Origin of the sequence: Arthrobacter sp. Soil762 (assembly GCF_001428335.1) — a bacterium.
In the GTDB taxonomy this organism is placed as follows: domain Bacteria; phylum Actinomycetota; class Actinomycetes; order Actinomycetales; family Micrococcaceae; genus Arthrobacter.
This window is the reverse complement of the sequence record NZ_LMSG01000001.1, coordinates 53,208-72,095: the sequence shown is the minus strand read 5'-3', so window position 1 is coordinate 72,095 and position 18,888 is coordinate 53,208. Positions and strand designations below refer to the sequence as shown.

The window sequence follows — 18,888 nt, the reverse complement described above, 5'->3', positions numbered from 1 at the left end:
ATGCCTGGCCTACCGGTGTGAGGTGGTGACGGACTTGATGCGGGTGTAGTCCTCCAGGCCGAAGACGGAGAGGTCCTTGCCGGTGCCGGACTGCTTGAAGCCGCCGTGCGGCGCCTCGGCCGGGATCACCTGGTGGCAGTTGATCCAGACTGCGCCGAAATCCAGCTCCATGGATACCCGGGTGACCACGCCATGGTTCTCGGACCAGACGCTGGAAGCCAGCGCGTATTTGGTGCCGTTGGCCAGCTCGATGGCCTCTTCCTCCGTGGCGAAGGGCTGCACGGTGAGCACGGGACCGAAGATCTCGTCGCACACCACCTCGTCGCTCTGGAAGACGCCGTCGATCACGGTGGGCTCGAAGTAGTAGCCGGTGCCGGTGCGCTTGCCGCCGGAAATGACGGTGGCGTTGGCCGGTAGGCGGGTCATAAAGCCCTCCACGCGCTCAAGCTGGGCGGCACTGTTCAGCGGGCCGAGGTCCGCGTCGTCGCCGCCTACACTGAGTGCGGCCGCCGCGGCTCCGAGCGCCGCGGCGAACTCGGTGTGGATGGACTGTTCCACCAGCACGCGGGTGACAGCGGTGCAGTCCTGGCCTGCGTTGAAGAAGGCGCTCAGCGCGATCTCCTGTGCGGTCCGGGCGATATCCACGTCCGCGAAGACGATCGCGGGTGCCTTGCCGCCGAGCTCGAGGTGGACGTCCTTGAGCGTTTTGGCCGCGGCGGACATGACCTGTGCCCCGGCGCGGGTGGATCCGGTGATGGAGACCATTTCCGGGATCTCGTGCTCAACCATGGCGGCACCGGCGTCGCGGCCGCCGCAGACGATGTTCACGACGCCGGCCGGAAACACTTCCTGGGCCAGTTCGCCCAGCACCACGGTGGACCACGGCGTGGTGTCTGCCGGTTTGAGGACCAGGGTGTTGCCGGCGGCGAGGGCCGGGCCGATCTTCCAGATGGCCATCATGAAGGGATAGTTCCACGGGGTGATCTGTGCGACCACGCCCAGCGGTTCCCGCCGGATGGAGGAAGTGAAGCCCTCGACGTACTCCGTGGACGCCGTGCCGGATACCACCCGGCAGGCGCCGGCGAAGAAGCGCAGCTGGTCGGCGCCCCGCAGGATCTCCAGCTCTCGGGTCGCGGCACGGGGCTTTCCGGTGCACGCCACTTCGGCGTCAAGCAGGCGGTCCACGTTGGCTTCGATGAGGTCTGCGAGCTTGAGCAGCATGGCCTGGCGTTCGCCCGGCGTTGTGCGCTTGTAGCTCTTGAATGCCTGCTGCGCGGCCTGGAAGGCGAGGTCGACGGCGGCCGTGTCGCTGTCCGGGGCGGTGCCGATCTGGAGTCCCGTTGCCGGGTCGAAGAAGGGCAGGCTGGCCGGGGAGTCAACGGCCTGGCCGTTGATGATGTTCTTGAGCGTGATCACGTGGGGCTCCAGTCAGTTGCTCTTGGGGGAACGGGTGGTGGGATCCTGCGGCAGGTGCAGCACGGCGGGCACACCGGATTCGACGGCGCGGCGGAACGCACCGGCGAAGTCCTCCGCCTTCTCAATGCGCTCGCCGTAGCCGCCGTAAGAGCGGGCCAGTGCAGCGAAGTCCGGGTTGGTCATGTGAGTGCCGGAGGGGCGGCCCGGGTAGTGGGCTTCCTGGTGTTCGCGGATGGTGGCAAAGATGCCGTTGTCCACCACCAGCACGATGAACTTCGCTCCGTGGCCCATGGCAGTGGCGATTTCCTGGCCGTTCATCATGAAGCAGCCGTCACCGGCCACCGAAATGACCTGCCGGCCCGGGTAGGCCAGCGAGGCGGCCACCGCTGCCGGAATGCCCATGCCCATGGCGCCGTTCCGGGGCGCCGCCAGGGAGTTGGCGCTGTTGTGCTGCAGGTAGCGGGCCGGCCACAGGGCGTGGTTCCCGGCGCCGAAAGTGAGGACTGCGTCGTCGGCCATTTCCTGCTTGAGGATTTCCATCACAACGCCGAGGTCCACACCCGTCCCCCCGTCGGGCTGGGCGGAGGAAAACTTGAGGTAGTCGGCACGGGCGTCGGCGAACCAGCCGGCGGCCGGCCGCACGGCGGAATCCATGCCTGCCAGCGCCATGGAAAATGCGGTGACGTCTGCGGTGATGTGCTGGTCCATCCGGCCGAAGTGGCCCAGGAGGTCGGCGTCTGCGTTGACCACTACGGTGTGGGCGTCGAGGCCGCGGGTATAGCCGTCGGAGAGAACGTCGCCGCGGACGCAGCCGAGGAAGACAATCAGGTCCACCGCGTCAAGCCGGGCCGCATTGGCGTCGCTGCGGCCGTAGCCGAGGAAGCCGGCGTAGGCGTCGGAGTGGTGCGGAACTGCGTCGTAGGCGCGGAAATCCGCGAGGACGGGGACGCCGTGACGAGCAGCCCAGCCAGCCAGCGCTTCGCCGGATTCCTGGGTCCAGCCTTCGCCGCCCACCACGATGAGGGGCTTGCTCGCGGCGGCGAGGCGGGCTTCCAGTTCGGCCAGGTCCGGCGCGGCCGGGGCCGGGCGGGAGACCTTGCGCGGTTCCACAGTCCCGGATTCAATCGCGTGGACCAGGACGTCTTCGGGAAGCCCGATCACCACCGGTCCGGGGCGTCCGCTCATTGCGGTGAAGATGGCGTCGTCCACGACGCGGGCGGCGGACGCGGCGTCGTCGAGCGTTACCACTTTCTTGGCGGTGCTGCCGAACCAGGCGTTGATGTCGAATTCCTGGAAGGATTCGCGGCCGCGGTCCGCCACGGGGATGAGGCCCACGAAGAGGATCATGGGGGTGGCGTCCTGGTGTGCGGTGTGGATGGCGATGAATGCGTTGGCCGCACCGGGGCCGCGGGTCACCATGGCCACGCCGGGCAGCTCGGTGAGCCGGCCCTCGGCGAGGGCCATGAATCCGGCGCCGCCTTCATGCCTGGTCACCACGATTTCAATGGAGGAGCCGTGCAGACCGTCCAGGACATCCAGGAAGCTTTCGCCGGGGACGCCGTAGACCCGCTTGACGCCGGCACGTTCGAGCTGGGCCACGATCAGGTGGCCGGCGGTGGTTGTTGTGCTCAATGCTTCATACCTTCTTCTTCGATACTGAGGGCGGGCAGGACCAGGCCTGAGAGTGCGGTCAGGACCGACACGACCAGCAGGATGATGGCCCCGGGCCAGAATGAGTTGCCACTGGCAGCCACGAGGGCCGTGGCGATGAGTGGAATAAAACCGGAAATAACGCCGGCGCTATTGGAGGTGATGGCTACTCCGGTGTAGCGGACACGGGTGGCGAAAAGGGCCGTCAGGGCTGTGCCCGAGACGGCGTAGGGAATGGACAGAGTGGCCACGCCGATGATCATGGCGCCGATGACCAGCACCGGGTTCGCGGTGTTAATGGCCAGGAAGACCGGGACGGCCACAAGCGCGGAAGCGACGCCGCCCCAAAGGATCACCTTGCTGGCACCGTACTTCTCGCCCATGCGTCCGGCCCAGATGAGGACGAAGATCTCGAAGACCGCGGCGAGGAGCGAGCCCAATAAAAGGGTTTCGTAGGGCATCTTGAGGACCTTGGTGCCGTAGAAGACCACAAAGCTGGTGATGAGGTAGAAGCCGCCGATACCAAGCAGCGCCGAGCACATGCCCACCAGGATCTGCCGCCAGCTGTTTTTCAGGACACCACGGATGGGCGCATGTTCGGTCTCGCCGGCTTCCATGAGGGCTTCGAATTCGGGGGATTCACTGAGGCGGCTGCGGATCCAGAGAGAGATGGCCAGCAGCGGGATGGCCGCCACGAACGGGATCCGCCAGCCCCAGGCGTCAAAATTGGTCTGGCCCACCAGGTACAGCATTCCGAAGAAGCCGCCGGAGGAAAGGATGGTGCCGATCGGGGAACCGATCTGCGGCAGGGCCGCGTAGCGTGCACGTTTGGCAACGGGGGCGTTTTCGACGGCGATAATCACCGCACCGCTCCACTCGCCGCCTACTGCCAGGCCCTGTAGGATGCGCAGCGCCACCAGGATGATGGGAGCTGCGACGCCGATGGTCATGTAGTTCGGCAGGAGCCCGATCAGGCCGGTCACAACCCCGATCCCCACGATGGTGACCATCAGGATCTTTTTCCGGCCCACCTTGTCCCCGAGCGAGCCGAAGATGAAGCCGCCGATGGGGCGCGCCACGAAGCCGACAGCGAGCGTGGCGAACGAGCTCATGGCGGCCACAAATGGGTCGTCGGAAACGAAGTACTGGGCATTGAACACCAGTGCCGCGGCGGTGGTGAACAGGAAGAAGTCGTACCACTCGAGGGCTGTGCCAACCAGGGCTGCCACGGCCACCTTGCGGGTGACACTCTCATCCGCGATGCGCGGGACCTGCTGGTCCACGCCCGTCGCTGTACTGTCGTTGATTGCCATGATTACTCCAGATAGTTTCGGACCGGGTGCTGCGAACACGCCCTTTTCGCCGCTTGCCGCGTGATGTGGCTCACCCGTTGGCCTCACTCCATTCTTCCAGTAGGTTCACCCAAAAAAACTAGCAATGCACCACGGGATATTGGTCTTAGAATGTGGAAATGCACAATGATCAGGATTATGGCGCCCGTTGGGGAGAGTTGGTGGAGCGGCTGCATGGCCGCGTTGACGAACTGACCGAGCTGTTTTTGGCGAGGGTGCAGGAGATTCCCGAATACTCCGGCAGCACCGTGGAGATGGCGGAACTACGGGATACGGCGCGCGAAACGTTCCACCGGCTGGTGGACGGGCTCCGCGACAAGGAACTGCAGCGGTCCGGACGCAACGGCGACCAAGACTCACTGATGCGGTTCTCGTTGGAGCTGGGCGCGAAAAGGGCCCGCGCCGGAATCTCACCCGAAGCCCTCACCTCGGCTGTCCGGCTTGATTTCAGCATCCTGTGGGAGGACCTGCTGCAGATCTCCGAGCCCCAGGACGCGGCGCTGCTCACGTCCCGGGTGGACCGGGTGTGGCGGGTGGTGGACGAATTCGCCGCGCACACACACTCGAGCTATTCGGCCGAACGGGTCCGCATGGCGCAGGAGGAATCCAACATCCGGCGCGAATTCATCGCCCGGCTGTTCAGCAAATCGGAACTCTCGGCGGACACCATCAGCCAGGCATCCGCCGCCCTGGTCACCGATCCTGACGCCCACTATTCGATTGTGGCCGCCAGCGGCGAGGCAGCCGCCACACTCCGCGCGTTTGCCCAGGGCCCCCAGTCCTCGCAACGGCTTTTTGTCCACGAGTTCGGCGGCAGCACGTACGTCTTCTGGGCATTGGGTAAACCAGCGGCCGGCGGACGGCAACCTGCGGGGCCGTTCATCCCGGCCGGCATCGCCGGAATCCCCTGCGGCTATGTGGAGAGCTTCTCCGGGCTGCGCGGCCTCCCGTCGGCCGCCCGGACCGCTGAGCGGCTGGCCCTGCTGCTCCACCCATCGGACCGTGGACCCCTGACGGCCACCGCGGCGTGGGCCCGGCTGGCCAAGCAGCGGCTCCAGGACGCCGGCCTGGACCTGTGGGCGGATCTGGACGCGGCACTCTCACCGTGCCGCGGCGGGGAACGCGAACGCCTGGAGGAGACGGTGCGCCATTTCCTGTGTACAGGCAACATCACCACCACTGCCCAGGCCCTCTTCTGCCACCGCAACACCATTCTCAACCGGCTCAACCGGTTCCAGGACCTGACCGGGATCGACCTCGCCGTTCCCGCCCAGGTTGCCAGGCTGGTAGTGGCGTGGGCCTGACGTCTGCGAGCGCCACTATTGGCAGCGCCTGCCCAAGCCACATCCCCTTGACCGTGGGGCGCAACGGTGCCGTAATGAAGTTGAGTGGAGGAGGACGATCGTGGACGTCTTGGAATCCGTGTCCAAGGGAATGCGCGTTGTGGATGCGTCGGGCGATGATATCGGTGCCGTTGAGCGCATCGTTCCGCCCAACATTAAGGCAGAAGTGTTCGAAGAAGCCGCCACGGCTTCCGAACAGGATTTGATCAACCTCGGGCTGAGTGCTGTCTTCGGCAGGGAACCGAAAGTACCGGAGCTGATGGCCCGGCGGTTGTTCCATTCGGGCTACATCAAAATCGATGCCCGCGGATTCTGGGCCAGCGACTCCTATGCGGCTGCTGATGCCATCAACCGGGTCGAAGACGGAAAGGTGTACCTGAGCCTGACCCGGCACGAACTTTCTGCCCAGGTGTGACGCACTGATCCGGCGCAGGCCACCCGACTGGTGGTGGCCTGCGCGTAGCGGCCCGTTAATGCCCTGAGGGGTGTTTTGTGTGAACTCACATTTATCGGCGTTTTCTGGTGGATTTTTTGCCATTGAACTGTGATGGATGACACAGAATAGTTGGTAACTACCTGCACCGGACAATCGTCCCCGCACCCCATCTGGAGAACTGATGGCCAACATGGTAAATACCACCACCGCCGCTGCTACGGCACGGCTGGACCTCACAAAAATGCGCAAGATCGCCCTCGCCAGCGTCATCGGCACCACCGTCGAGTGGTACGACCTCTTCGTTTTCGGAACAGCATCCGCGCTCGTCTTCAACAAAATCTTCTTCCCCAGCTTCGACCCGCTGGTGGGCACCATGCTCGCATTCGGCACGTTCGCCTCGGCCTACATCGCCCGCATGGTGGGTGCCATCATCTTCGGCCACTTCGGGGACAGGCTGGGACGCAAGTCCATGCTCCTGATCTCGCTCCTGACCATGGGCGCCGCCACGTTCGCCATCGGACTGCTGCCGGACTACAACAGCATCGGCATCATGGCCCCGGTGCTCCTCCTCTTCCTCCGCGTCATCCAGGGCCTGGCCCTGGGCGGCGAGTGGGGCGGGGCCGTGCTGATGACAGTGGAACATGCACCCGCCTCACAGCGCGGGTTCTACGGTTCCCTGGTCCAGGTGGGAGTGCCCGCCGGAACACTGATCGCCAACGTGGCCTTCCTGATCGTCGCCTCAAGCGTCAGCACCGAGGCACTGCTCAGCTGGGGCTGGCGCATCCCGTTCCTCGCCTCCGCGCTCCTGGTGGCCGTGGGCATCTACATCCGGCTCCACATTGAAGAGACCCCCTCATTCCAGGCGGTCAAGGATGCCGGCGCCAAAGCCAAGCTGCCGTTCGCGGCCCTCATGGCCAAGTACTGGAAGCAGGTCATCCTGGGCGGCGTTGCCACCCTCTCTACGGGCAGCACGTTCACGCTCCTGGTGGCGTCCGGCGTCTCCTACGGCAAGAAGGAACTCGGCCACTCCGAGAGCCTGATGCTGTGGGTGGTCCTCGCCGCGTGCGCCCTGTGCCTCTTCCTCATCCCGTTCTTCGGACGCCTCTCCGACAAATACGGCCGTAAACCCATCATTTTCGCGGGTGTCGCAGCCGAGGCAGCCCTTGCCTTCCCGATGTTCTGGATGATGGACACCAAGTCTGTGGCGCTCCTCTTCGTCGCCTACCTGGCCATGATGACCGCGTTCGCCGCCAACTACGGCCCCATCGCCACGTTCCTGGCCGAGCTGTTCGGTTCAAAGGTCCGCTACTCGGGCCTGTCGGTCGCGTACATGCTCTCAGGACTCCTGGGCAGCGCCGCGACACCGTTCATCACCACCTGGCTCCTGGGCGTCACGCACCAGAGTTCGTCCATCGCCTGGTACATCATGGGAGCCTCCCTGGTCTCGCTCGCGGCGCTCGTGATCCTGACGGAAACCCGCTACGGCAACATCGACGCCGTCGACGAGTCCCCCGTTGAGGCGGCGGCGAAGTGACGGCAGCCTCCCCCGCCAGATCCATCCTGCGGATCGCTGAGATCCCCGGCGGGGCGGCCGCCGTCGGGCCTTTCTCCCAGGCAGTGGTGGCCAACGGGTTCGTCTTCACGGCCGGTCAGATCCCCGCCATCACGGGGCTGGACAACCAGCCGGAAACGTTCGAGGAACAGGTCCGCCAGACACTCCGGAACCTCACCGCAGTGCTGGAGGCCGCCGGATCCGGCCTGGCCCATGTGGTCAAAGTCAACACCTACCTCACCGACCCGGGGCAGCTGGAGGAGTACAACCGCGTCTACGCGGAGTTCTTCGGCGACGCAAAGCCGGCACGCACGTCCGTCTGTGTCAGCCTCTGGGGAGTCTCCCTGGAAATCGAATGTGTTGCGGTCCTGGCTGAGGCGGGACAGTGAGCAGCAAGGTCCTCGCAGGCACGCAGGTCCTGGCTGGCCTGGAGGCCGTCAGCTACCCCACCATCGGGCATTTCCTCGAAGACGGATTCGTTGACCCGGCCATCCAGTCGCTGCTGGACGGCGTGAAGGTGGCCGGGCCTGCGGTCACCGTCCGGATCGTCGGCTATGACGCGATCGCCATGAACCGGGCGATGCTGGAGCTGTACCCCGGAGCGGTGCTCGTGGTGGACATGGACGGCGATCGCCGCCATGCCCCCGTCGGCGCAGTGACGGCCGCAGCCGCCAAGGCCCAGGGCGCCGCCGGCATCGTGGTGGACGGGGTGGCAACGGACCTGCTGGAGCTGCGGAGCACCGGCCTGCCGGTCTTCGCCCGCGGCACGTCATGCCTCACCACCAAACGCCTGCACGGCACGGAGTCTGCGGTCAACGTTCCCGTGACATGCGGGGGCGCGGAAGTTGCCCCCGGCGACTGGGTGCTGGGCGACGATAACGGCGTGATTGTGCTGACCCAGCAGGAAGCGCCAGCTGTCCTGGAGCAGGCGCTCGACTCCGATGCGGCCGAGCCGGAGCTGCTGGCACGGATCGCGGCGGGAGAACCGCTCGAGACGCTGCTGGCGCACTAACCCGCGCATGCACTGACGTGATTGTGCACTGACCTGCTTGTCCATTGAAGCGGCCGGCCCGGCAGTTTGCCGGGGCCGGCCGCTTCTGTGCGTGTCAACGCCACCACCACGCGGCATCAGGCGGCGAAGATGCTCCAGCCGGCCTGGTGGCTGCTGCCCGGCTCCAGCTGTACGAGGTCCTGGCCGCTGTTGAAGGCGTCCGGCGGACATGTCATCGGCTCAACCGCCAGGCCCAGCCTGCTGGCTGCGGGGGCAGGTTTGTCTGCCGTATGTATCTGCAGCCAGGGGCATGCCCGGTCCCAGGCCATGCCCACTCCGGTTCCGCCGGGGTCCCTGGCGATCAGGTGGGCGCGGCCGCCGTCGTCGAACTCAAGGTCGGTGAAGGCGTGGTCGATCTGTGTGCCGCCGATTGCCCGCGCCGCCCGGAAGTCGAACTGATGGCCCGCCACCGTCCGCGTGGCCACCGGCAGCAGCCGGTCGGGCGTGACCTCAAGGAAAACCCCCGCAGGAATCCGGACGGTCCACTCATCCAACGGCGCAGGCCCGGCCAGCAGATACGGGTGCGGACAAACCCCGTAAGGGGCCGCCTCGTCGCCGACGTTGCTTGCCGTGACCGTGGTGTGCAGCCCGGCGTCGTCCACCTTGTAGTCGAGGTGGAGCCGAAGGTGGAACGGATACCCTGCGGCCCCGGCGATCTCACAGGACAGGCTCAGCGCGTCGGCACCGCTGCGTTCAATCGTCCACAAACGGTCGAAGGCGAGCCCGTGCAGGGACGTGCCCCGCTCCGGTTCGTTGACCGGCAATTGGTGCTCGACGCCGGCAAAACGGTAGGTGCCATCGGCTATCCGGTTGGGCCACGGCGCGGCGATGATCCCCCGGTAGGCCGGGATGGGCGCATCTGCGTCGAACGGCACCACCAGGTCCCGGCCCTGGTAGGCCAGCCGCCGCAGGGCGCCACCGCGCTGCACAATTGCAGCGGTGTAGTCCCCCGAGACCAGCTGAAGGTCGAGGCCGTTCACAGGCCGCCGGCCAGCTTGTAGTAGGCGGCGTTCCAGTTGAGTTCCTTTTTGAACTGCTTGATGGTGGTGCCTTCATCGATGGTGAGGAGCTCGGTCTTGGCAATCTCGGCGAAGTCTTCGAATACATCCAGACCCACCTGCGTGGACAGTACCGTATGGTGCGCGGCGCCTGCGGTGAGCCACGCGGCGGCCGAGGTGGCGAAGTCGGGTTTCGGCGACCAGAGGGCCCGGGCCACCGGCAGGTTGGGCAGCGGCTCGTCGAGGTCCACAACGTCGACGGCGTTCGCCACGAGACGGAAGCGGTCGCGCATGTCCGAGAGCGCCACCACCACACCTGGGCCGGCGTCGGTGTCGAACACCATCCGGACCGGGTCTTCCTTGCCGCCGATACCGAGCGGGTGGATCTCGACGCGCGGTTTTGTAGCGGTAAGGGACGGGCAGACCTCCAGCATGTGCGCACCCAGGATCTTCTCTGCGCCGGGGGTGAGGTGGTAGGTGTAGTCCTCCATCAGGGAGGCACCGCCGGGCAGGCCTGCGCCCATCACCTTGGCGGCGCGGACCAGGATGGCGGTCTTCCAGTCGCCCTCGGCGCCGAAACCGTAGCCGTCGGCCATGAGCCGCTGGACGGCCATGCCGGGCAGCTGGCGCAGCTCGCCGAGGTCTTCGAAGGAAGTGGTGAACGCGGCGGAGCCGTTGGCCTCAAGGAAGCTGCGCAGCCCCAGCTCGATCCGGGCACTGTAGCGCAGGGACTCGTGCCGGGCTCCCCCGGCCTTCAGCTCCGGTACAACCTCGTAGAGGCGCTCGTACTCCGCAACCAGGGTGTCGACGTCGGACTCTGCGGCGCCGTGCACGGCGTCGGCGAGCTCGTTGACGGACCAGGTGTTGACGGAGACGCCGAAGCGCAGCTCCGCTTCGGTTTTGTCCCCTTCGGTGACGGCCACGTTTCGCATGTTGTCACCGAAACGGGTCAGTTTCAGGATCCGGACCGCGGCCCAGCCTGCCGACGCCCGCTGCCACACGCCCACCTGCCGCGAGACTTCCGGGTTGGACACGTGGCCCACCACGGTCTTGCGGGGAATGCCCAGGCGGGACTGGATGTAGCCGAATTCGCGGTCGCCGTGGGCGGCCTGGTTGAGGTTCATGAAGTCGAAGTCGATGTCCGCCCAGGGCAGCTCCACGTTGGCCTGGGTGTGCAGGTGCAGGAGCGGCTTGCGCAGCAGATCCAGGCCTTGGATCCACATCTTGGCCGGGCTGAACGTGTGCATCCACGCCGTCACACCGATCACGGAATCGTCCGAGTTCGCTTCCAGCGCGGTGCGGCGGATGGCGTCCGAATCAGTGAGGACCGGCTTCCAGACCACCTTGACCGGGACGTCGGAGGAGGCGTTCAGCGCGGAGGCAATCTCCTGTGACTGGGCGGCGACTTGCTTGAGGACGTCCTCGCCGTAGAGGTGCTGGCTGCCGGTGAGGAACCAGACCTCGTAGTGGCCGAGGGACGTGCTGTTGGCGTTGTTCATGGGTTTCTCCTGGGAAAGTTTGGGGCTGGGCCGACGGCGGGCACTGCCGGCCGGATGTTATTGGCCGTAGACGTTCTGGTAGCGGGCGTAGAGGGAGTCGATCCGGGACTGGTCGATGGCGATGGGTTCGCCGAGCTGGCGGGCGACGTGGACAGTGCGGGCCACTTCCTCGCACATCACGGCGGCCTTCACGGCTGAACGGGCGTCCTTGCCGATGGTGAACGGGCCGTGGTTCTGCATCAGGACCGCGGGCGAGGTGGAGTTCTTCAGCGTCTCCACGATGCCCTGCCCGATCGAATCGTCGCCGATCAGCGCGAACGGACCCACCGGGATGGAACCGCCGAACTCATCGCCCATCATGGTCAGCACGCATGGGATCGACTCGCCCCGGGCGGCCCACGCCGTGGCGTAGGTGGAGTGCGTGTGCACGACGCCGCCGACGTCGGGCATGTGCCGGTAGACATAGGCGTGTGCGGCGGTGTCCGACGACGGCGACAGCGGCGGGTTGCCCCACTCGCCGTCCGCATCGCCGTCCACGGCCACCCCGTAAAGGTCGGTGACCACCATCTGTTCGGACGTGAGGTCATCGTAGGAGACGCCGGACGGCTTAATGACCATCAGGTCATGGCCTGGAACGCGCGCGGAGACATTCCCTGCCGTCCACACCACCAGCTCATAGCGGGTGAGCTCGGCGTGCAGGGCGGAGACCTCCTGCCGGATCCGGGCGATCGTTTCCAGCGTGTTTGAAAGCGCGGCGCTCATGCGGAGGCTCCAGCAGCAACGAGTGCTTTGGTGGCATTGCGCTGGATGGCCTTGAGCCGGTGCATCATGTCATTGGCTCCCCTGCCGAAGTAGTCGTGGAGCGTGCGGTATTCCTGGAACAGCTCCTCATAGGCGGCCACGTTCTCGGCGATGGGCGTGTAGACGTCCCCGGGTTCTGAGCCCATGGCCGCCGCGGCCTCGCGGATGTCGGCGTACTTTCCGGCTGCCACGGCAGCGTGGATGGCGGAGCCCAGCGCCGGGCCCTGAGTTGATCCGATGGTGGAGAGCTGCAGTCCGGTGATATCCGCGTAGATCTGCATGAGCAGCTTGTTCTTGAGCAGCCCGCCGGCCACGATGAACTCCTTTACGGGCACGCCCGAATCGCGGAACGCGTCCACGATGGTGCGGGTTCCGAAGGCCGTGGCCTCCAGGAGTGCCCGGTAGGTGTCCTCGGGCTTTGTGGCGAGGGTCTGGCCCACCACCACCCCGGAGAGTTCGTGGTCCACCAGTACCGAACGGTTGCCCGAGTGCCAGTCCAGGGCGATGAGTCCGTGCTCGCCGATGGCCTGGCGGGCGGCAAGGTCGGTGAGGTATTCGTGAATACCCAGGCCTGCCGCGGCCGCCGCCCGGTGGTATTCCGGCGGGACACCGTTCTTTGTGAACCAGCCGAAGATGTCGCCGACGCCGGACTGTCCGGCCTCGTAGCCCCAGAGGCCGTCCACGATCCCGCCATCCACCACGCCGCACATGCCCGGCACCTCACGAAGCTCCGAACCGTTCATAACGTGGCAGGTGGACGTGCCCATGATGGCCACCAGCTGCCCCGGCTCCACGGCTTTTGCGGCCGGGGCCGTGACGTGGGCGTCCACGTTGCCCACGGCCACGGCGATGCCCTCCGGCAGGCCGGTCCATGCGGCGGCCTCGGCGGTGAGGTAGCCGGCGGCGTCGCCGAGCCGGCCGATGGTGTGTTCCAGTTTGGTGCTGACGAAGTCCTTGAACCCGGGGTTCAGCGCGGCCAGGAAGTCCGCGGAGGGGTAGCGGCCGTCCTGATAGATGCCCTTGTAGCCGGCGGTGCAGGCGTTGCGGACGTACTGGCCGCAGATCTGCCAGACGATCCAGTCGGCGGCTTCGACCCAGTGGTCCATGGCGGCATAGGCGTCCGGGTCCTCTTCGAGCAGCTGCAGGCCCTTGGCGAACTCCCATTCGGAGGAGATGAGTCCGCCGTAGCGGGGCAGCCAGGCTTCGCCGCGTTCGGCAGCGAGTTCGTTGATCCGGTCCGCCTGCGGCTGCGCGGCATGGTGGCGCCACAGCTTCACATAGGCGTGCGGCCGGTTGGCAAAGCCGGGCAGTTCATTGAGCGGGGTGCCGTCCGCCTTGACCGGCACCATGGTGCAGGCGGTGAAGTCGGTGGCAATCCCGACGACGGCGGCAGGGTCAATGCCCGCGTCCGCGATCGCGGCGGGAACTGCGTTGCGCAGGACGTCGCGGTAGTCGTTGGGCACCTGCAGCGCCCATTCGCCGGGAAGCCGGGCGGCGCCGTCGGCCGGCACGCCCGCTGTGTCCGCCGGCAGCGCATCGGTGACCACGGCGTGCGGGTAGTCAAAAACCCCACTGCCCAGCTCCTTGCCGTCCCGCACCCGGACCACCACGGCCCGGCCGGAAAGCGTTCCGTAATCCACGCCGATGACGTAGTTGTCTGTGCCGTCCACTGTGACGTCCATGAAGTCCTCCAAATTGCTGGTCCGGTGAGCACGGATTGATTCAATTGTGAGCGCTAACAATTGAGACGTCAAGTGCCGGGTCGATGGGAGAACAGAACGGATCAGGCGGGGGCGGACGTACTGCTGCGGACAACCAGCTCCGGCTCCACTACGGTGGTGCCCGCACCCGCGCCGCCCTCAAGGGCGTTAAGCATGACATTCATGCAGCGCCGGCCGAGTTCCTCGAAATCCTGGCGAACGGTGGTCAGCGGCGGCGTGAAGTAGCCCGACTCTGGCTGGTCGTCGAAGCCCACCACGGAGACGTCGTCGGGCACACGGACCCCCGCTTCATTGAAGGCGCGCAGCAAGCCCAGGGCCATTTGGTCATTTCCCACAAACAGGGCCGTAACCGTGCGCTCAGCGGCAAGCTGCCGGCCGATCCGATACCCGCTCCCGGCGCTCCAGTCCCCCTCGATCAAAAGGTCATCAGGCAGGCCCGCTTCCCGGAGCCGTTCACCCCACCCCTCGGCGCGTGACCTGCCGTCCACCCAGTCCTGGGGTCCGGAAACATGGCCGATCCGGCGGTGGCCCAGGTCGATCAGGTGCGAGACCGCCAGACGCGCGCCAAGCTTCTGGTCCACCAACGCTCCGCTGAAGAGCCCCCCGCCCGGGGCACCCACAAGGATCACGGGAACGTCCAGAGTCAAGCCCTCCAGCGCCTGAACGGTACCGTCGTGGGGCACAATGACGATTATCCCGTCCGCGCCCTGGTCCGTGAGATGGCGGACGGCGTCCGAGATGGCACCCGCTCCAGCCTCCTTGATGGCCTCGATGCTCACAAAGTAACCAGCCTCCCGGGCAGCCTGCTGGACTCCGAGGAGGGTGTTGGCCGGGCCGTACTGCCCCATTTCGGCCGCGAGCACACCTATGGTCTGTGAACGCCGGGTGACCAGGCTTCTGGCAGCGGTGTTGCGCCGGTAGCCGAGTTCGGCAATGGCCGCCTCCACCCTTTCCCTGGTGGCACTGCTGACGTTGGGGTGGTTGTTAATGACACGCGAGACCGTCTGGTGGGACACGTTGGCCCGCGCCGCCACGTCTTCCAGGCGTGGGAGGCGTCGGTCAATGGTGCTGCCCATGCGAGGGACCCTTCGGTGGGAGGACAAGGTGGTGTCCAACATTCTATGGCCGTGATCGATGCGGAAAGCAGCAAGCTCCGCAGCCCCGATCATCATGAGGTCGGAGCCCAGCGCGGCACGGTAGATCTTTGCCATGCGCGACCATTGACGTCGCAAGGGATATCTGCCATATTACTTCGTATACGATTTCGTACTCGATGAGGAGTAATCTTGGATCAGGTCACCGAGCACACCCTGGCAGCGGCCCGCAAGGTCATCGCGGTGCACATCAATTACCCCAGCCGGGCAGCCCAGCGTGGCCGCACGCCGGAGCAGCCTTCCTACTTCCTGAAGCCACCATCCTCTCTGGCGTGCGGTTCGGCAGCAGCCCCTTCCGTGGTGGAGCGTCCGGCCGGCTGTGAACTCCTCGGTTTTGAGGGCGAGATCGCCCTGGTCATCGGCAAGCCCGCCCGGCGGGTCGGGCTGGAGGACGCCTGGAGCCACGTTGAATGGGTGACCGCGAGCAATGACCTCGGCGTCTACGACCTCCGCTACGCGGACAAGGGTTCCAACCTCCGGTCCAAGGGCGGCGACGGCTTCACCCCAATCGGCCCGGGACTGATCGCCGCGGACGCCGTGGACCCCGCCAGACTGCGGATCCGTGCCTGGCACAACGGCGAACTCGTCCAGAACGACACCACCGCGGATCTGCTTTTCCCGTTCGCCCGCCTCGTCGCCGACCTGTCCCAGCTGCTGACGCTCGAGGAGGGCGACATCATCCTGACCGGCACCCCGGCCGGCGCCTCCGTGGCCAAGCCGGGCGACGTCGTCGAGGTTGAAGTCAGCACCGTTGAAGCCAGCGCATCCACCAGTCTCTCCACGGGGCGTCTGGTCACCCGGGTGGTGGAAGGCACGACGGCGTTCGCTGACTTTGGTGCGCAGCCCAAGGCAGACGACGTGCAGCGGGAGGAGGCGTACGGTTCGCGGGCAGCGGCGGGTTTGGCGCCCCTGGAGGGTGGCCCGGTGGCGGGCGCCGCCGTCGAGTACGTCCTGACGGCGGAGCTGAAAGCGAAACTGGAAAGTGTCTGCACCGCCACACTGTCCTCTCAGCTGCGCAAGCGCGGGCTAAACAACGTCAGCATCGACGGACTGACCTCCACCCGCCCGGAGAAGCGGATTGTGGGCCTGGCCCGGACCCTGCGGTATGTGCCCAACCGCGAGGACCTGTTCAAGACCCATGGCGGCGGGTTCAATGCCCAGAAGCAGGCCATCGATTCCGTGAACGAGGGCGAGATCCTGGTCATGGAGGCCCGCGGCGAAAAGGGCACCGGCACTATCGGCGACATCCTGGCCCTGCGAGCCCAGGTCCGCGGAGCCGCGGCGATCATCACCGACGGGGGCGTCCGCGACTTCTCCGCCGTGGCCGCGATGGAGATGCCCACCTACTACGCCAATCCGCACCCTGCGGTGCTGGGGCGCCGGCACATCCCGTGGGACACCGACATCACCATCGCCTGCGGCGGCACCACCGTGCAGCCCGGCGACATCATCGTGGCGGACTCGGACGGCATCCTGGTGATCCCGCCGGCCTTGGCCGATGAGCTCGCGGACGACTCCATCATCCAGGAGCGTGAGGAGACCTTTATCGCGGAAATGGTGGCACAGGGCCACAGCGTGGACGGCCTCTACCCGCTGAACGCCGCCTGGCGCCTCAGGTACTTGGAATGGGAAGCCATGGGAAGCGGTCAAAGCCAATGAGTGAGACGTTGATGGCGACAGGCAGCAAGTCCGAACAGGCCTACGCGGCCGTCAAGGCACGGATCGTGGACGGAACCTACTCCCCCGGCTACCGGCTGGTCCTGGCCGCCATCGCCAAGGATCTGGGCGTCAGTGTCGTCCCGGTCCGTGAAGCGATCCGCCGGCTGGAGGCCGAAGGACTGGTGACGTTCGAACGGAACATCGGCGCTACGGTCTCCGGGATCGACCCCACCGAGTACCTCTACACGATGCAGACCCTGAGCATCGTCGAAGGAGCCGCCACCGCATTGTCCGCGCCGCTGATTGGCCCGGCGGACATTGCACGCGCCCGGGCGGTGAACGAGGACATGCGGGAATGCCTCCAGCACTTCGACCCCGTCCGCTTCACGGCGCTGAACCAGGACTTCCACAGCATCCTCTTTGAGCAGTGCCCCAACCCGCACATCCTGGACCTGGTGCACCGGGGCTGGAACCGGCTCGCCTCGCTGCGGTCTTCGACGTTCCGCTTCGTTCCAGGCCGTGCCCACGAATCGGTGGACGAGCACGAAGCGCTGCTCCGGCTTATCGAGGCCGGCGCCGGCGCGGAAGAGATTGAGAAATCCGCCCGCCGGCACCGCGCCGCCACCCTGGACGCGTACCTCGCCCAAAGCAACGCGGGGTCACTAAACACCCGATAAACGGCCCCGCGTAGGCAAGAAGTGACCCCGCGTTGCACTATCAGTTAGGAAGACAACAATGACGTTCACCGCCGAACAGACCACGAACCATTACGTGCCGCAGGACCTCCCCGCCCACATCCAGCACTACATCAACGGCGAGTTCGTTGACTCCGTGGGCGGGAAGACCTTCGACGTCCTGGACCCGGTCTCCAATACCAACTACGCCACCGCCGCCGCCGGCCAGAAGGAGGACATCGACCTCGCCGTGGCCGCCGCCCGCGAAGCCTTCACCAACGGCCCGTGGCCACGGATGAAGCCGCGGGAACGCGCACGTGTCCTGAACAGGATCGCCGACGCCGTCGAGGCCCAGGAAGCACGGCTCGCCGAACTGGAAACCTTCGACACGGGCCTGCCCATCACGCAGGCCAAGGGTCAGGCGCTGCGCGCGGCGGAAAACTTCCGGTTCTTCGCGGACCTGATCGTCGCCCAGTTCGACGACGCCATGAAGGTCCCCGGCGCGCAGATCAACTACGTCAACCGCAAGCCGATCGGCGTCGCCGGGCTCATCACCCCGTGGAACACCCCGTTTATGCTCGAGTCCTGGAAGCTCGCCCCCGCGTTGGCCACCGGCAACACCGTGGTCCTGAAGCCGGCCGAATTCACGCCCCTGTCCGCCTCGCTCTGGGCACAGATCTTCAAGGACGCCGGCCTCCCGGACGGTGTGTTCAACCTGGTCAACGGCCTGGGCGAGGAAGCGGGCGACGCGCTGGTCAAGCACCCGGACGTCCCGCTGATCTCCTTCACCGGCGAGACCACCACGGGCCAGACGATCTTCCGCAACGCCGCCGCCAACCTCAAGGGCCTGTCCATGGAGCTGGGCGGGAAGTCCCCGTGCGTGGTGTTTGCCGACGCCGACCTGGACGCCGCGATCGATTCCGCCCTGTTCGGGGTCTTCTCCCTCAACGGCGAACGCTGCACCGCCGGCTCCCGGATCCTCGTCGAACGCGCCATCTACGACGAGTTCTGCGAAAAGTACGCCGCCCGCGCCAAAAACATTGTGGTCGGAGACCCGCACGATCCCAAGACCGAAGTCGGTGCCCTGGTCCACCCCGAGCACTACGCGAAGGTGGCCTCCTACGTGGAGATCGGCAAATCCGAGGGCCGGCTCCTGGCTGGCGGCGGCCGCCCGGAACACCTTCCGGAAGGCAACTACATCGCACCCACCGTGTTCGCCGACGTCGCCCCCGACGCGCGGATCTTCCAGGAGGAAATCTTCGGCCCCGTCGTCGCCATCACCCCTTTCGAGAACGACGACGAGGCGCTGGCTTTGGCGAACAACACCCGCTACGGTCTGGCGGCCTACATCTGGACCCAGAACCTGACCCGCGCGCACAACTTCTCGCAGAACGTCGAAGCCGGGATGGTGTGGCTGAACAGCCACAACGTCCGCGACCTCCGCACACCGTTCGGCGGCGTCAAAGCCTCGGGCCTGGGCCACGAAGGCGGCTACCGCTCCATCGATTTCTACACCGACCAGCAGGCCGTGCACATCAGCCTCGGCACCGTTCACACACCCAAATTCGGCGCCTGAGCCACC

At 66.2% G+C, this 18,888-nt stretch carries 16 protein-coding genes; 8 read left to right on the top strand and 8 right to left on the bottom strand.

Features of this window, described 5'->3' with window-relative positions:
* Positions 1-9: 9 nt before the first annotated feature.
* The 3 genes from ASG77_RS00340 to ASG77_RS00330 are packed head-to-tail and all read right to left on the bottom strand — an operon-like array spanning position 10 to position 4,379.
* On the bottom strand, positions 10-1,416 hold the full coding sequence (locus ASG77_RS00340; protein WP_056339630.1) for a gamma-aminobutyraldehyde dehydrogenase: 1,407 nt from the start codon (positions 1,414-1,416) through the stop codon (positions 10-12).
* 12 nt (positions 1,417-1,428) lie between these two features.
* Positions 1,429-3,048, bottom strand: coding sequence for a thiamine pyrophosphate-dependent enzyme (locus ASG77_RS00335; protein ID WP_056339629.1), 1,620 nt, complete (start codon positions 3,046-3,048; stop codon positions 1,429-1,431).
* Positions 3,045-4,379, bottom strand: coding sequence for an MFS transporter (locus tag ASG77_RS00330; RefSeq protein WP_056339628.1), 1,335 nt, complete (start codon positions 4,377-4,379; stop codon positions 3,045-3,047). The genes ASG77_RS00335 and ASG77_RS00330 overlap by 4 nt, the downstream gene beginning before the upstream one ends.
* 158 nt (positions 4,380-4,537) lie before the next feature.
* Here ASG77_RS00330 and ASG77_RS00325 point away from each other — a divergent pair, with 158 nt between their 5' ends.
* The 5 genes from ASG77_RS00325 to ASG77_RS00305 all read left to right on the top strand — a co-directional run bounded on the left by ASG77_RS00325 (position 4,538) and on the right by ASG77_RS00305 (position 8,761).
* Positions 4,538-5,722 (top strand): PucR family transcriptional regulator, encoded by a 1,185-nt coding sequence (locus ASG77_RS00325; RefSeq protein WP_056339627.1) that lies wholly within the window; start codon positions 4,538-4,540, stop codon positions 5,720-5,722.
* A gap of 100 nt (positions 5,723-5,822) precedes the next feature.
* Positions 5,823-6,176, top strand: a complete 354-nt coding sequence (locus tag ASG77_RS00320; RefSeq protein ID WP_056339626.1) for a hypothetical protein — start codon at positions 5,823-5,825, stop codon at positions 6,174-6,176.
* Between the two features lie 202 nt (positions 6,177-6,378).
* Positions 6,379-7,731, top strand: a complete 1,353-nt coding sequence (locus tag ASG77_RS00315; RefSeq protein WP_156380146.1) for an MFS transporter — start codon at positions 6,379-6,381, stop codon at positions 7,729-7,731.
* Entirely contained in the window at positions 7,728-8,138 is a 411-nt protein-coding gene (locus tag ASG77_RS00310) for a RidA family protein (protein ID WP_235564218.1), read from the top strand. Before ASG77_RS00315 ends, ASG77_RS00310 begins: the two co-directional genes overlap by 4 nt.
* Complete coding sequence (locus tag ASG77_RS00305; RefSeq protein ID WP_056339623.1) at positions 8,135-8,761, top strand: RraA family protein; 627 nt, start codon at positions 8,135-8,137, stop codon at positions 8,759-8,761. Before ASG77_RS00310 ends, ASG77_RS00305 begins: the two co-directional genes overlap by 4 nt.
* Before the next feature lie 116 nt (positions 8,762-8,877).
* Here ASG77_RS00305 and ASG77_RS00300 read toward each other — a convergent pair whose 3' ends face one another.
* From ASG77_RS00300 to ASG77_RS00280, 5 genes are all read right to left on the bottom strand, one after another.
* Positions 8,878-9,780, bottom strand: coding sequence for an aldose 1-epimerase family protein (locus ASG77_RS00300; RefSeq protein WP_056339620.1), 903 nt, complete (start codon positions 9,778-9,780; stop codon positions 8,878-8,880).
* Positions 9,777-11,297 (bottom strand): L-arabinose isomerase, encoded by a 1,521-nt coding sequence (araA, locus tag ASG77_RS00295; protein ID WP_056339617.1) that lies wholly within the window; start codon positions 11,295-11,297, stop codon positions 9,777-9,779. Before araA ends, ASG77_RS00300 begins: the two co-directional genes overlap by 4 nt.
* Positions 11,298-11,354: 57 nt before the next feature.
* Complete coding sequence (locus ASG77_RS00290) at positions 11,355-12,059, bottom strand: L-ribulose-5-phosphate 4-epimerase (protein ID WP_056339614.1); 705 nt, start codon at positions 12,057-12,059, stop codon at positions 11,355-11,357.
* A complete protein-coding gene (gene araB, locus ASG77_RS00285; RefSeq protein WP_056339611.1) occupies positions 12,056-13,780 on the bottom strand; it encodes a ribulokinase in 1,725 nt (574 codons plus the stop codon). Before araB ends, ASG77_RS00290 begins: the two co-directional genes overlap by 4 nt.
* A gap of 101 nt (positions 13,781-13,881) precedes the next feature.
* Complete coding sequence (locus ASG77_RS00280; RefSeq protein WP_056341455.1) at positions 13,882-14,895, bottom strand: LacI family DNA-binding transcriptional regulator; 1,014 nt, start codon at positions 14,893-14,895, stop codon at positions 13,882-13,884.
* A 210-nt stretch (positions 14,896-15,105) separates the two neighbouring features.
* Here ASG77_RS00280 and ASG77_RS00275 point away from each other — a divergent pair, with 210 nt between their 5' ends.
* The 3 genes from ASG77_RS00275 to hpaE are packed head-to-tail and all read left to right on the top strand — an operon-like array spanning position 15,106 to position 18,882.
* The gene (locus ASG77_RS00275) at positions 15,106-16,632 is read left to right on the top strand and encodes a fumarylacetoacetate hydrolase family protein (RefSeq protein ID WP_056339607.1); all 1,527 of its coding nucleotides are present in this window, start codon (positions 15,106-15,108) and stop codon (positions 16,630-16,632) included.
* A complete protein-coding gene (locus ASG77_RS00270) occupies positions 16,629-17,309 on the top strand; it encodes a GntR family transcriptional regulator (RefSeq protein ID WP_056339604.1) in 681 nt (226 codons plus the stop codon). Before ASG77_RS00275 ends, ASG77_RS00270 begins: the two co-directional genes overlap by 4 nt.
* A gap of 58 nt (positions 17,310-17,367) precedes the next feature.
* Positions 17,368-18,882 (top strand): 5-carboxymethyl-2-hydroxymuconate semialdehyde dehydrogenase, encoded by a 1,515-nt coding sequence (hpaE, locus tag ASG77_RS00265; protein ID WP_056339601.1) that lies wholly within the window; start codon positions 17,368-17,370, stop codon positions 18,880-18,882.
* Positions 18,883-18,888: the final 6 nt, after the last annotated feature.

Bases quoted from the DNA above. Each gene is read 5' to 3' on its own strand.
- ASG77_RS00330 (WP_056339628.1), bottom strand. From the start codon at position 4,379: ATGGCAATCAACGACAGTACAGCGACGGGCGTGGACCAGCAGGTCCCG.
- ASG77_RS00325 (WP_056339627.1), top strand. From the start codon at position 4,538: ATGCACAATGATCAGGATTATGGCGCCCGTTGGGGAGAGTTGGTGGAG.
- ASG77_RS00315 (WP_156380146.1), top strand. From the start codon at position 6,379: ATGGCCAACATGGTAAATACCACCACCGCCGCTGCTACGGCACGGCTG.
- araA (WP_056339617.1), bottom strand. From the start codon at position 11,297: ATGAACAACGCCAACAGCACGTCCCTCGGCCACTACGAGGTCTGGTTC.
- ASG77_RS00290 (WP_056339614.1), bottom strand. From the start codon at position 12,059: ATGAGCGCCGCGCTTTCAAACACGCTGGAAACGATCGCCCGGATCCGG.
- araB (WP_056339611.1), bottom strand. From the start codon at position 13,780: ATGGACGTCACAGTGGACGGCACAGACAACTACGTCATCGGCGTGGAT.
- ASG77_RS00280 (WP_056341455.1), bottom strand. From the start codon at position 14,895: ATGGGCAGCACCATTGACCGACGCCTCCCACGCCTGGAAGACGTGGCG.
- ASG77_RS00270 (WP_056339604.1), top strand. From the start codon at position 16,629: ATGAGTGAGACGTTGATGGCGACAGGCAGCAAGTCCGAACAGGCCTAC.
- hpaE (WP_056339601.1), top strand. From the start codon at position 17,368: ATGACGTTCACCGCCGAACAGACCACGAACCATTACGTGCCGCAGGAC.